This window comes from Massilimicrobiota sp. An80 (assembly GCF_002159255.1).
Taxonomy (GTDB): Bacteria; Bacillota_I; Bacilli_A; order Erysipelotrichales; family Coprobacillaceae; genus Allocoprobacillus; species Allocoprobacillus merdigallinarum.
Genome location: NZ_NFHI01000055.1, coordinates 1 through 13596, shown reverse-complemented (window position 1 = coordinate 13596; position 13596 = coordinate 1). Strand labels below are relative to the sequence as shown.

13 protein-coding genes and 1 other annotated feature are annotated in these 13596 nt (G+C 31.5%); all 13 genes read left to right on the top strand.

What is annotated here, in order from left to right:
• A partial coding sequence (locus tag B5G32_RS11955) for a transposase (RefSeq protein ID WP_143746644.1) occupies nt 1-293 on the top strand: 293 nt, incomplete at its 5' end.
• A gap of 335 nt (nt 294-628) precedes the next feature.
• The gene (gene rpsO / locus B5G32_RS11950; RefSeq protein WP_087245886.1) at nt 629-895 is read left to right on the top strand and encodes a 30S ribosomal protein S15; all 267 of its coding nucleotides are present in this window, start codon (nt 629-631) and stop codon (nt 893-895) included.
• A gap of 162 nt (nt 896-1057) precedes the next feature.
• Nucleotides 1058-1429 (top strand): hypothetical protein, encoded by a 372-nt coding sequence (locus B5G32_RS11945; RefSeq protein ID WP_087296618.1) that lies wholly within the window; start codon nt 1058-1060, stop codon nt 1427-1429.
• A 125-nt stretch (nt 1430-1554) separates the two neighbouring features.
• Complete coding sequence (pnp, locus tag B5G32_RS11940; RefSeq protein ID WP_087936770.1) at nt 1555-3687, top strand: polyribonucleotide nucleotidyltransferase; 2133 nt, start codon at nt 1555-1557, stop codon at nt 3685-3687.
• A gap of 37 nt (nt 3688-3724) precedes the next feature.
• A complete protein-coding gene (locus B5G32_RS11935) occupies nt 3725-4228 on the top strand; it encodes a Maf family protein (protein ID WP_239386247.1) in 504 nt (167 codons plus the stop codon).
• Between the two features lie 117 nt (nt 4229-4345).
• Nucleotides 4346-5464: a 6-phosphofructokinase gene (locus B5G32_RS11930; protein WP_087244089.1), complete on the top strand. Its 1119-nt coding sequence runs from the start codon at nt 4346-4348 to the stop codon at nt 5462-5464.
• Between the two features lie 127 nt (nt 5465-5591).
• The gene (locus B5G32_RS11925) at nt 5592-6515 is read left to right on the top strand and encodes a DUF3196 family protein (protein ID WP_087936768.1); all 924 of its coding nucleotides are present in this window, start codon (nt 5592-5594) and stop codon (nt 6513-6515) included.
• 64 nt (nt 6516-6579) lie between these two features.
• Entirely contained in the window at nt 6580-7860 is a 1281-nt protein-coding gene (gene tig / locus B5G32_RS11920; protein WP_087936767.1) for a trigger factor, read from the top strand.
• 94 nt (nt 7861-7954) lie between these two features.
• The gene (lon, locus tag B5G32_RS11915; protein WP_087244086.1) at nt 7955-10282 is read left to right on the top strand and encodes an endopeptidase La; all 2328 of its coding nucleotides are present in this window, start codon (nt 7955-7957) and stop codon (nt 10280-10282) included.
• A 43-nt stretch (nt 10283-10325) separates the two neighbouring features.
• Nucleotides 10326-10916, top strand: coding sequence for a ribosome biogenesis GTP-binding protein YihA/YsxC (gene yihA / locus B5G32_RS11910; protein WP_087936766.1), 591 nt, complete (start codon nt 10326-10328; stop codon nt 10914-10916).
• Between the two features lie 162 nt (nt 10917-11078).
• Nucleotides 11079-11387: a PTS sugar transporter subunit IIB gene (locus B5G32_RS11905; RefSeq protein WP_087244084.1), complete on the top strand. Its 309-nt coding sequence runs from the start codon at nt 11079-11081 to the stop codon at nt 11385-11387.
• A 95-nt stretch (nt 11388-11482) separates the two neighbouring features.
• The gene (locus tag B5G32_RS11900) at nt 11483-12166 is read left to right on the top strand and encodes a LysM peptidoglycan-binding domain-containing protein (protein WP_087936765.1); all 684 of its coding nucleotides are present in this window, start codon (nt 11483-11485) and stop codon (nt 12164-12166) included.
• Nucleotides 12163-13068 carry a hypothetical protein gene (locus tag B5G32_RS11895; protein WP_087244082.1) on the top strand — a complete coding sequence of 302 codons (906 nt, stop codon included), beginning with the start codon at nt 12163-12165 and terminating at the stop codon, nt 13066-13068. Before B5G32_RS11900 ends, B5G32_RS11895 begins: the two co-directional genes overlap by 4 nt.
• A gap of 30 nt (nt 13069-13098) precedes the next feature.
• Nucleotides 13099-13305: a binding site (T-box leader), on the top strand.
• Nucleotides 13306-13596 lie beyond the last annotated feature (291 nt).

The following is a 13596-nucleotide window of genomic DNA, read 5'->3' as shown; positions in this document are numbered from 1 at the left end:
CAAAGATAATAAAGGCAGCGGGTGTCGCCCCATTTCACTACGAATCAAGTCAGTACGAAGCCAAGCATAGTGCCATAACCAAGCAGGGATCGAGCTATTTAAGAAAGACGTTATATCAGATTATTGTGCCAGTCATCAGGTTCAACAAGGTCTTCAAGGATTACTATGACCTTAAACGCTCACAGGGAAAAAGTCATCGCTGTGCGCAGGGCCATTGCATCAGGAAGCTGTTGAGAGTCATCTATCATCTGGTAACGACAAATCAGCAGTTTGATGCATCTTTACTGAGATAGAAATAGAATGAAACCGTATTCAAAAAAGTCTATTCCATAGGCTGTTTTCGTCATGCCCAAAAATACAAATCATATTCACATTTCAAAGATCTTACATATTGATGAGCTACCATAATCAAATCATTTAACATTTTCAAACTTTTTCATCAAATGACTTGATTTTTATATAGTTAGCTCCTTTGAAATATTTTATAAATTCTTTTCATGAAAATCAATAAATAACTTGACTTTTCCTATGCTTTCTTTATAATTACAAATGCGGCTATATCTAGGATATAAGAGTCCTCGACCTATTTCTTGGACATAGCTAAGTCAAATAAAAGGAGGAATAAATAATGTTAACTAAAGAAGAAAAAACTGCTATTATGAAAGAATACGCAACTAAAGAAGGAGATACAGGTTCTCCAGAAGTACAAATCGCTGTATTAACTGCTGATATCAACAAATTAAATGAACACTTTAAAGTTCATAAAAAAGATTATCATTCAAACAGAGGTCTTTTAAAGAAAATCGGTAGAAGAAGAGATTTATTAAAATATTTAAAAAATAAAGATCTTGATAGATACACAGCATTAGTTGACAAATTAGGATTAAGAAGATAAGGATATTCGAAATGAATATCTTTTCTTTTTGTAAATAAAAATAACAGAAATATCATTTTCGATCATAAATTTTGTTAATCATGTAATCAAATGTTGAGCGTCTATGTTTTTTTGAAATCAATCATTTTATAATAAGTTCGTCAAATGAAGGAGGACGACAATATGAGTAAGGAAGATATTATTCAAGAAGCAAAAGGCGCTTATCAAAAGGTATTTAAAGATCAGGAAAAAAGAAATAGTCAGGATGAAGAAAATGAAGTTATTTTCAATCAGACTGAATTAAAAAAAGAAATTCAGGAAATGAAAGAAAAAGAAGAACAAAAACATAAAACTTTAGAAGCTTTACGTCATTGTATTCATGAAAAAGCTGAGGAATCTTATGAAAAGACATTTCATGAAAATACAAATAAACATATTCCATCTCATCAGAAGATGGACACACAAGAAATGTATGGACAACTTCAAAGTGAAAAAGAACGTCTGACGAAAATGGTTAAAGAAATGAAGGATAAGGAATTATCAAAGCATAAATAGTGAAAAGATGACTTCGGTCATCTTTTTTTATGGATATCTGTGTAAAATATGATAAAGAAATGATTTGTTATTACTGTAAAATATGCTATAATGACAAAGATAATGAATGAGGTGAAAAATATAATATGTCAAAACATGTAATGAGTTTAGAGTTTTATGGGAAAACAATAACTGTTGAAACAGGTGAACTTGCTAAGCAGGCTAATGGTTCCGTTTTAGTAAGATATGATGATACAGTGATTTTATCTACTGCAGTGGCTGGAAAAGAGCCTAAAGACGTAGACTTTTTTCCATTAACAGTAACATATGAAGAAAAATTATATTCAGTTGGGAAAATCCCAGGAGGATTTTTAAAGAGAGAAGGGCGTCCTAGTGAACATGGAACATTAACGGCACGTATGATTGATCGTCCTATTCGTCCATTATTTGCTGATGGATTTAGAAATGAAGTTCAAGTTGTGAATACTGTTTTATCAGTGGATCAGAATGCGTCACCAGAAATGGCAGCGATGCTTGGAGCATCACTAGCTTTATGTTTATCTGATATTCCATTCAATGGACCAATTGCAGGAGTAAATGTTGGTTTGATTGATGGACAGTTTACAATCAATGCTGGTCCTGAAGAGATGGAAAGAAGTTTAATTAATCTAGAAGTTGCTGGGACTAAAGAAGCTATTAACATGGTTGAAGCTGATGCTAAAGAAGTTGATGAAGAAACAATGTTAAATGCATTATTATTTGGTCATGAGGCTATTAAGCAGTTAATTGCTTTTGAAGAAGAAATTGTGGCTTTATATGGTAAGGAAAAAATTGAAATTCCTTTGTTTGAATTAGATGAAAATATTGTAAAAGAAGTAGAATCTTTAGCTAAAGAGAGAATGATTCAAGCAGTTTCTATTCCTGGTAAATTAGAAAGATATGGAGCTATTGATGAAATCAATGATGAAGTTGTCGCTTTATTTGAAGCTAGAGAATATGCTGATTCAAAAGAACAGGAAGCTGTTATTAAACAGGTTAAAATCGTTTTACATGATTTAGAAAAAGATGAAGTAAGAAGATTAATCACAGAAGATAAGATTCGACCTGATGGACGTAAAATTGATGAAGTTCGTCCATTGGATGCACAAGTTGATTTACTTCCTAGAGTACATGGTTCTGCTTTGTTTACACGTGGTGAAACACAAGTGCTTTCTGTATGTACATTAGGTGCTTTAGGAGAACATCAAAAAATTGATGGTTTAGGTTTAGAAGATCAAAAACGTTTTATGCATCACTATAATTTCCCACCATATTCTGTTGGTGAAACAGGTAGAATGGGTGCGCCTGGTCGTCGTGAAATTGGACACGGTGCTTTAGGTGAAAGAGCCTTAGCTCAGGTTATTCCAAGCGAAGAAGAATTCCCATATACAATTCGTGTTGTTTCTGAAGTTTTAGAATCTAATGGTTCTTCATCACAAGCTTCTATTTGTGCATCATCTATGGCATTAATGGCTGCTGGTGTTCCAATTAGTAATCCGGTTAGTGGTGTTGCAATGGGACTTGTGAAAAAAGGTGATGATTATACAATCTTAACAGATATTCAGGGAATGGAAGATCATTTAGGAGATATGGATTTTAAAGTCGCTGGAACAAAAAATGGTATCTGTGCTTTACAGATGGATATCAAGATTGATGGAATCACAAAAGAAATCTTACAAGAAGCCTTAGCGCAAGCGAAAGTAGGACGTCAGCAGATTATGGAATGTATGATGAATGCTATTAGTGAACCAAGAGATCATTTGAGTCCATATGCACCAAAAGTTTATATGATGAAAATTGAACCAGATCAAATTAAAGATGTTATTGGAACTGGTGGTAAAACAATTAATGAAATCATTGAAAAATCTAATGATGTTAAAATTGATATCGAACAAGATGGTCGTGTAACAATTTATCATTATGATCAGGAAGCTATTGAAACTGCTGCTAAACTTATTGAAAATATTGTAAGAAGAGCAGAAATTGGGGAAATTTATGATGGAAAAGTTGTTCGTGTTGAAGATAAATTTGCTTTTGTAGAATTATTTGAAGGAACAAATGGTTTCTTACATGTTGGAGATATTGCTCATGAACGTATCAATAAAGCTTCTGATGTTTTAAAAATAGGTGATATCATTAAAGTCAAAGTAACTAAGATTACTGATAAGGGTGTCAATGTTTCTCGTAAAGCATTGCTTCCTAAACCAATACATAAAGAAGAAAAGAAAGACCATGAGTAAAATTATTTTAGCAAGCACTTCTCCTAGGAGAAAAGAATTGCTTGAAAGAGAAGGCATTGACTTTAAAGTTGATGCTTCTTTTATTGATGAAACATTAGATGATTCATTACCTATTGAAAAACGTTTATGTGATTTAGCGATGCGTAAAGCATATCCTATTCATCAAAAATATCCTCACGATATTGTTATTGCGGCAGACACAGTGGTTTATTTTGATCATTGTGTCATTGGTAAACCAAATGATCGTCAGGAAGCTTATGAAATATTGATGCGTCTATCTCATCATCGTCATGATGTTTATACAGGAGTTGCCATATATATGGGAAATGATTTAAAAACATTTTGTGAAAAAACACAAGTCTTTTTTAAAGATATAACTGCGATGATTGATGATTATTTAGATTCCAATGAATGGATGGGAAAAGCAGGCGCTTATGGTATTCAGGGGAAAGCTAGTGTATTTGTTGATTATATTGTTGGTGATCGTGATAATGTCATTGGTTTACCTATAACAAAAGTTAAAGAATGTTTAAAACAATGAAAACATCTTTAACTTCTTATTTTATACGAAATTTTGTAAACGTATTCATTTTTTGTTGTTTTCTGTGATGATTTTTATTATAATGAAGAATGGAAAATAAATGTGGAGGATAATGATATGGAAAAGAAAGTGAAAAGAATAGCATTACTTTCTGGTGGTGGTGACTGTCCAGGATTAAATGCAGTAATTAGAACAATTACAAAAACAGCTATTCATAAATATGGATGGGAAGTTATAGGTTATGTTTATGGATACCGTGGTTTATATAACAATAACTATATTGAATTAACAGAAGAAAAAGTTGAAAACATCTATAAGGAAGGTGGAACTATTTTATATAGTTCTAATAAAGATAATCTTTTTGACTATTTGGTAGATGATGGAAAAGGTGGAAAAGTTAAAAAAGATGTCAGTGATGTTGGTGTAGAAAACTTGAAAAAAGCGGGTGTTGATGTTCTTGTTGTTTTAGGTGGAGATGGAACGCTAACAAGTGCTAGAGATTTTTCAAGAAAAGGTGTTAATGTTATTGGAGTTCCTAAAACTATGGATAATGATTTATCTAGTACAGACCTTACATATGGTTTCATCAGTGCAATGAGTGTAGGAACTGAATTTATTGATCGTTTACAGACAACTGCTAAATCTCATCATCGTGTTATTTGCTGTGAATTAATGGGAAGAGATGCAGGTTGGATTGCTTTATATGCAGGACTTGCTGGAAATGCTGGTGTTTGTTTAATTCCAGAAATTCCATTTACGATTGAAAATATTGCTAAACATATTGCTAAACGTGATGAACAGGGATTGCCTTATACTGTTATTGCAGTAGCTGAAGGAGCAAAATATGCTGATGGTACAAAAGTCATTGGTAAAATTGTAGAAGATTCACCTGATCCAGTACGTTATAGTGGTTTGGCTGCAAAAGTAGCGGATGATTTAGAAAAAGTGATTCCAAATCATGAAGTACGTTCTGTTAATCCAGGACATATTATCCGTGGTGGAGATATTACTCCTTATGATCGTATTTTATCTATTCGTTTTGGAGTTAAAGCATGTGAATTGATTGATGAAGGACTATTTGGTAATGTTGTGACTCTTCATGGAGAAAATATGGATTATACATCATTAGAAGAAGTTATTGGTGATGCTAAATTCGGTAAACAAAAACGTGTCGATCCAAATGGTGAATTGGTTCGTGCTGCTAAAGCTGTAGGTGTTTGCTTTGGTGATGAATAACATAAGGGCTGTTATACATGTTTGTGTATAACAGTTTTTTGTAGAATGATAAAATATGTAAAAATAATTTGCTTAAATATTTAAATTTTGATAGAATATCTCGTACAAGTCAAAAGGAGGGATAAAATTGATTGAAGAGTTGATTGAAAATGGTGAATATCTTCAAGCTTTAAATCAGCTTCATGATATGAATGATGAAAAAACAAGATATTTAAGACTCGTTTGTTTCATCGGGTTGGGTGAATTTGAAAAAGCAAAATATGAAGGCGCTCATGCAAAGGCTTTGGCCAAAGAAACATATTATGATGTTATATCTATGTACATCATGGCATTAAAAGAATTGGGTGACTATGAAGAAGCAATAGATTTATTAATTGAAGAATTGTCTATGCCTTATATACCTTATCAATATGAAACTTTGTTTAATACGGCTTATGACGAAATTTTACTTGAAAAACAGGAAGCCCGATATGAAGTTGAAAATAAAAATCAAATTTTTTCAATAGAAGAAATTAATCAATTGTTAAATAAAAAAGATTGTAATGAAGATTTGTTGTATATGGCACTTGATCAATTACAGCAATTAAATGTTCGTATGATTATTCCTACAATTAAAACTTATTTGATGGATCCAAATAAACATTTTTTTGCAAAGACTTTATTGATGGAAATTATGATTGATCAGCAGGTTGATGAAGAAATGGAAGTTGAGAAGTTTGGTCAGATTTATAGTTTTAATCCAAGCTATATGCCAATGGTATTAGAACAGCTTGCCTATACAGGTATTTTAAAGTATCTTGAAAATGCATTAGAAAGTGATAATCCATCACTTTTTGAACAGTGTCAGGAATATTTGGAATATTTACTGTATTCTTTCTATCCACAAGAAATTGATGAAATGGATTATAATGTCTGGGCTGCCTCAATTCATTATTATGTGGCAACATTACTCTCTATAGATGTTGACTTGTCAGAATTAGAAATTTTATATTATTGTGATTTAGAAGCAATTGAGGAACAAATTTTAGCACTCAAACAAGTTGAGTGTTAAAATAGTTGCATTATGTGATTGTTTCATGTATAATAAGCGTGTTGAAATAATGGAGGAAGTATAAATGGAAACAGTTTGTAATAAACTTGAAAAATCTATGGTGGAAGTTAAAGTGACTTTCACAACTGAAGAATGGAAAAAAGCTCAAGAAAAAGCATTAGACAAATTAGCAAAACAAGTTAAGATTGATGGTTTTAGAAAAGGTCATGTACCTAAACAAATGGTCAAAGCAAGACTTGGAAAAGGAACTATTTTAGAAGAAGCAACTGATATGATTTTACAACAAAATTATTCAGGTATTTTATTGGATAATGATATTCGTCCAGTAGGGCAACCTGAAGTGAAAATTGATGAAATTTCAGAAGATGTTCTTAAATTAACTGTAACTGCACCAGTTGCTCCAGAAGTACAATTAGGTCAGTACAAAGGTTTAGAAGTGAAAAAGACACAAGTTAAAGTTACAAAGAAAGAAATTGAAGCTGAATTAAAGAATTATCAAAATCAATTTGCTGAATTAGTTATAAAAGAAGATGGTCAAGTTGAAAACGGTGATACAGCTGTTATTGACTTTGAAGGATTTAAAGATGGTGTTGCTTTCGAAGGTGGAAAAGGTGAAAACCATCCATTAGAAATTGGTTCAGGATCATTCATTCCTGGTTTCGAAGAACAATTAATTGGTATGGGTGTTGGTGAAGAAAAAGAAATTGAAGTCACTTTCCCAGAAAATTATCAGGCTGCTGATTTAGCTGGACAAAAAGCAACTTTCAAAGTTAAAGTTCATGAAATTAAATCAAAAGTTTTACCTGAAATTGATGATGAATTAGCAAAAGATGTTAATGTTGATGGTATTGAAACTTTAGCTGATTTAGAAACTTACACAAAAGAACAAATCAAAAACAGAAAGCAAAATGAAGCTGAAGCAAAATTCAGTGATGATATTTTCAATGCCGTTATTGAAAATACACCACTTGAAGTTCCTGATGCAATGATTGAAACAGAACTTCAACAAATGTTAAGAGAAGTTGAACAAAATTTATCTCAACAAGGTTTAACAATGGATTTATTCCAACAATTAACTGGTAAAACTCTTGATGATATGAAAGCTGAAATGAGAGAACAAGCTGAAAAACGTGTGAAATTTAATTTGATTTTATCTGAAATTGTTAAAGCTGAAAATATCGAAGTAAGCGATGATGAAGTTGATGACGAAATCAAAGAAATTGCAACTTACTATGGAAGAGAATTCGACGAAGTGAAAAAACTCTTTGAAGGACAGTTAGGACAAATTAGAAATGATTTAGCTACTCGTAAAGCTGTTCAATTGATTAAAGATAATGTAAAATAAGACGCTTCAAGCGTCTTGTTTTATTAAAACAAATGAATAGACAAGTGACTCATTATTATATATAATAATGAAAATACAAAGGAGGTCATGAATTATGGATGAATTAGATATTGTCGTTGATTTGCCTGTCATTTGTACTAGAGGGATGGTTGTTTTTCCCTCTCATGAAATTTCTTTAGATGTAGGAAGAAGTTTTAGCCTTAAAGCAATTGAATTAAGTGTGAATGAATTTGATGAAAACGTTGTTTTTATTTCTCAAACAAATCCACTTGATGAAAATACAGATTTTGATCATGTTTATCATTATGGAACATTATGCAAAATTAAAAGAAGAATCAAAAGAGATAATCATGGAACAATCAAATTGACTGTTGAAGGTCAAAAAAGAATAGAAATTTTAAATCTTGAAGAAAGAGATGGTTGTCTTTTTGCAAAAACAAAATATCTTGAAGATATTCATGGTGACCGTGCTGAAGAAATTGCGTTAGTTAGAAAATTAACAGATCAGATGCAGACAATGCATAAAAATCTTCAGGTTTTCCCTCGTGAAGTTTTTGCGAGTTTGTCACAGGGCATGAGTGCAAGTGCATTAGCTGATACAATAGGACAATATATTAATGTCGAATTAAAAACAAAACAAGCTATTTTAGCTGAATGTGATATTAATAAACGTTTATTATTAGTTCTTGCAAGCATGGAAGAAGAAAAGACAATTAATGAAATAGAAGAAAAAATTAATCTTAAAGTCAAAGAAAGTATTGATGAAAATCAAAGAGAATATTATTTAAGAGAAAAATTACGTGCAATTAAAGAAGAACTTGGTGATACACCTAGTAAAGAAGATGATACAGATTATATTCGTGAAGAAATTCAATCAAAACCTTATCCTCAACATATCAAAGATAAGATTGAAGAAGAATTAAAACGATATGATATGATGCCACCTGCTTCTTCTGAAGCCAATGTTGTGAGAACTTATATTGATTGGGTTATGAAAACACCTTGGTATCAAGAAACTGAAGATACACAAGATATCAATGAAGTAGAAAGAATTCTTGATGAAGATCATTTTGGATTAGAAAAACCAAAAGAAAGAATTGTGGAACACTTAGCTGTTAAACAAATGACTCAGTCTTTAAATGCCCCAATTATTTGTTTGGTTGGTCCTCCAGGAGTAGGGAAAACTTCTATTTCTAAATCTATTGCAAGAGCATTAGGTAGAAAATTTGTAAAAGCTTCATTAGGTGGAGTAAGAGATGAAGCTGAAATTAGAGGACATCGTAGAACTTATTTAGGTTCTATGCCAGGAAGAATTATTCAAGGAATGAAAAAAGCAGGTGTTGTGAACCCAGTTTTCTTATTAGATGAAATTGATAAAATGTCTAGTGATTATAAAGGTGATCCGACAAGTGCAATGCTTGAAGTTCTTGATCCAGAACAAAACCAATTCTTCTCTGATAATTATTTAGAAGAACCTTATGATTTATCAAAAGTTTTATTCATCGCAACTGCAAATGATCTTGGAAGTATTCCTGATCCATTAAGAGATAGACTTGAAATCATTGAGATATCTTCATATACAGAACAAGAAAAATTAGAAATTGCTAAAAGACATTTATTGAAAAAAGAATGTAAAGTCCATGGTTTAAAAGACGAACAGCTTCATATATCAGATGATGCATTCATGTATGTGATTCGTCATTATACACGTGAAGCAGGAGTTAGACAATTAGAACGTTTAATTGCTAAAATCTGTCGAAAAGCTGTTTTGAAAATTTTAAAAGATCAGTCTTTAATGCTTACATTAAATGTTGAAGATTTAGAAGAATATCTTGGTAAAGCACCATTTGAACATACTAAAAAATTAGATAAGCCACAAGTAGGTGTTGTTACTGGAATGGCATATACGCAATATGGTGGAGATATTTTACCAATTGAAGTTAATCATTTTGCTGGTAGTGGTAAATTTATTATTACTGGACAGCTTGGTGATGTTATGAAAGAATCTGCTTCTATTGCATTAGATTACATGAAAGCAAATTCTCAAAAATATGGATTAGAAAACATTGCTTTTGATAAGCAAGATATTCATATCCATGTTCCAGAGGGAGCAGTCAAAAAAGATGGACCAAGTGCTGGTGTGACTTTAACAACAGCAATCTTATCTGCTTTTAGCAATCGTCCTGTTCGTGATGACGTTGCTATGACAGGTGAAATTACATTAAGAGGACAAGTATTACCAATTGGTGGACTTAAAGAAAAATCAATTTCTGCACATCGTAGTGGTATTCGTACAATCATTATTCCTAAAGATAATGAAAAGGATATTGATGATATTCCTGAATCAGTTCAAAATGATTTGAATATTATATTAGCAGATAATATTGATACTGTTTTAGAAAATGCTTTAGTGAAACAATAAAGCTGCTGATTGAATCAGTAGCTTTTTTTGAAAGGAGAAAGATATGTATAAGGTAAACAAAGCACAGTTTTTGCTCTGTGCAGCATGGAAATCACAATGGCCAGATCATCAATTACCAGAAGTTTGTTTAGCCGGACGCAGTAATGTCGGTAAATCAAGCTTAATTAATACATTGACGAATCATCAAAAATTAGCAAAAGTTTCTTCAACACCGGGTAAAACACGTACTTTAAATTTCTTTAATATTAATGATGAAATCTGTTTGGTAGATGTTCCTGGTTATGGCTATGCGAAAGTCAGTGATGCTATAAAAGAAAGCTTTGCGGATATGATTGATACATATTTAAGAGAACGTGATTTGTTAAAAGGCTTAATTTTAATTGTGGATTATCGACATAAGCCGACTCATGATGATGTTCAAATGTATCAGTATGCTAAGTATTATCAGATTCCTGTTATTGTTGTGGCAACAAAAGAAGATAAATTAAAACGAAATGATTTAAAGAAAAATGAAAAACGTATTAAAGAAACTTTGGATTTTCAAGAAGGGGATCTGTTTGTTCGTTTTTCAAGTCTAAATAAAGTTGGAATTGACGAATTATGGCAAGCTATTTTTCAACTATGTGAACTCTAAAAATATTGATTGAAAATAATTATTTTAAAATTAAGTGGTGAAAGAGGCAAGGAATAAACTTTACACAATAATACCTATTTTTTCATATGCTATAACAAATAATCTCGCTCTTAACAAATCTTTTCATTTTTTGTATAATAGATATAGGGAGGGGGAAGAAAAATGATACGTATTATGTTATGCTGTGCTTCTGGTATGTCTACAAGTTTACTTGTTGAAAAGATGAAGAAAGCAGCTTTAGAACAAGGTATAGAGGCAGAAATTTGGGCTGTTGGTGCTAATGAGGTGAAAGCTAATGCCAATCGAACAGATATTATTTTATTAGGACCTCAAGTACGTTATGCTCAACGTAAAATTGAATCTGAAGCACCTGGGGTTCCAGTTGCTCATATAGATATGAAAGATTATGGAATGATGAATGGTCAATCTGTTTTAAAGCAGGCATTAGCAATACTTGAAAAAAATCAATAATGAAGTAGAGACAAAAGCTCTACTTTTTTTATTGTCAATGTTTCTCTTATTCATATTCTTCAATCTTATGCATACAGTTTGATAGGAGGGATTGTATGCAAAAGATATATTTTAAAAAAATGGTTGATTTGAATCATCAACTTCATGAATTAATTTCGATATCTGTTGATGAATCTATTCGTTATAAGATGGAAACAAATGGAATGCGTGCGGTTGGTAGTATTATGATTAATGGTGAATATAAAGATACACAGGAAAAACATCAATTTCATGAAACGATAGATTTAGATATTTTCGCATTATTTGAAAAGATTACAGATAAAAGAGATTTTCATGTGAAAGTAGAGGATTTTGATTATCATCTTGTTGATGGTAATTTGTCATTGGTTATACAGGCTTATGTATATGGGGTATTGGATGATGAAGATCGTGTTGTTGATACAGTGACGAGAAATGAAGAAGCGGATCCTGCAGAAGAGATTGAGAAGCTTTTACGTGAAGAAGAAAAAATTGTGGATGTTATTCCTGAAACAAAGGAAGTGACAATTCAACAGACAAGGCCATTGGAAGATAAACAAGTTGATATGCCTGTTCAAGAAAGTGAAGATGTCAATAATGATGAAGATTTAGGCACATATTATTTTTATGTTGTTCAAGACGGTGATAGCTATGAAACTATTGCTAGACATTATAAAGTAGATGAATATGCTCTTAAGCAGTACAATCATGAGCGTTCTTTAACCCAGGGAACAATCGTTATTATTCCATATATGATATGAAGGAAATTATTTTAAAAAACTATGGACTTCATGTTATTGGTGAAATTAAGTTAAGTTCACATGTTTTTAAATTAAAATGTGAAGAAGGATACTATGTTGCAAAAATCACATCACAGAAATCATTACAGAATATGTATGATTCTATTGAAACATTGAATTTATCCTGTTTTGTTCATATCATACCGAATGATCATCATGAATATCTGACTTCCTATCAGCAACAATATCTTTATCTTATGCCGTTTATTGAAAGTGGTTCACAACATCTTAAGGAAATGAAAATTCAATTTTATTTTGAAACACTGGCTTATCTCCATGGTCATAGTTTTTATGATATGAAAGTCAATCAGCAATATTTCCATACACTTGAAAATGATGTTTTAAAAGTGATTCAGGAACGTATGGCTTATTATGAACAGATGATTACCAATTATGAAAATGAGCTTTACCGTTCACCTAGTCAATGGCTGCTTGTTATGAATTATTATCGTATCTATGATGCATTATGTTTAGCACGTCAATATTTATCACAGTATATGAATTGTGTTCAAAATTGTCGATCTATTCGTATTTGTATCACATATAAAAATTTTGATTATCAACATATTTCACTGAAATCTAAATGTTTAATATCACTTGATTATCTGGAAATGGATTTACCCATTTATGATATATTTGATATGTATCAAAAAATACCAGATATTCTTTTTGATTTGGATTGTTTGAGTCAATCCTATTTGAAAAAGTTTGAATTAAGAGAAGAAGAAAAATTATTACTTTGCTGTTTAATGAATATTGTGCCTATTATTCAATTAGAACATGACGAAATTGATAACATTATTAAGCTTTCACGCTTATTATATTATTTAGATTCAATTCATGATTTTATTACACAGTTATAATTGACTTTGATAGTCAGGTTTGTTAGAATATAATAGACGTTGAAGAGGAGGAGTACATTTTGTATTCTTAAAGAGAATCTCTGGTTGGTGTGAAGAGATAGAAGAAGAAATGGAAGGTAGCCTTGGAGTTTGTTTTCTGAATATTGAAGTAGGTAAACACGTATAACTGCGTTAAGGTTTATGAGGTATACAGATTGTATATGAATTAAGGTGGTACCACGAACATTCGTCCTTATGCGAATGTTCTTTTTTATTAAAGGAGCTAACTATATAAAATTCAAGTCATTTGATGAAAAAGTTTGAAAATGTTAAATGATTTGATTATGCTAGCTAATCAATATGTAAGATCTTTGAAATGTGAATAAGATTTGTGTTTTTGGGTATGACGAAAACAGCCTATGGAATAGACTTTTTTGAATACGGTTTCATTTTCTTTCTATCTCAGTAACGATGCATCAAACTGCTGATTTGTCGTTACCAGATGATAGATGACCCTCAACAGCTTCCTGATGCAATGGCCCTGCGCAC

What these genes read in the sequence shown, in the direction of transcription:
- tig (WP_087936767.1), top strand. Translation starts at nt 6,580, where the DNA reads ATGGAAACAGTTTGTAATAAACTTGAAAAATCTATGGTGGAAGTTAAA.
- lon (WP_087244086.1), top strand. Translation starts at nt 7,955, where the DNA reads ATGGATGAATTAGATATTGTCGTTGATTTGCCTGTCATTTGTACTAGA.
- B5G32_RS11905 (WP_087244084.1), top strand. Translation starts at nt 11,079, where the DNA reads ATGATACGTATTATGTTATGCTGTGCTTCTGGTATGTCTACAAGTTTA.
- B5G32_RS11945 (WP_087296618.1), top strand. Translation starts at nt 1,058, where the DNA reads ATGAGTAAGGAAGATATTATTCAAGAAGCAAAAGGCGCTTATCAAAAG.
- B5G32_RS11900 (WP_087936765.1), top strand. Translation starts at nt 11,483, where the DNA reads ATGCAAAAGATATATTTTAAAAAAATGGTTGATTTGAATCATCAACTT.
- pnp (WP_087936770.1), top strand. Translation starts at nt 1,555, where the DNA reads ATGTCAAAACATGTAATGAGTTTAGAGTTTTATGGGAAAACAATAACT.
- B5G32_RS11930 (WP_087244089.1), top strand. Translation starts at nt 4,346, where the DNA reads ATGGAAAAGAAAGTGAAAAGAATAGCATTACTTTCTGGTGGTGGTGAC.
- yihA (WP_087936766.1), top strand. Translation starts at nt 10,326, where the DNA reads ATGTATAAGGTAAACAAAGCACAGTTTTTGCTCTGTGCAGCATGGAAA.
- rpsO (WP_087245886.1), top strand. Translation starts at nt 629, where the DNA reads ATGTTAACTAAAGAAGAAAAAACTGCTATTATGAAAGAATACGCAACT.
- B5G32_RS11895 (WP_087244082.1), top strand. Translation starts at nt 12,163, where the DNA reads ATGAAGGAAATTATTTTAAAAAACTATGGACTTCATGTTATTGGTGAA.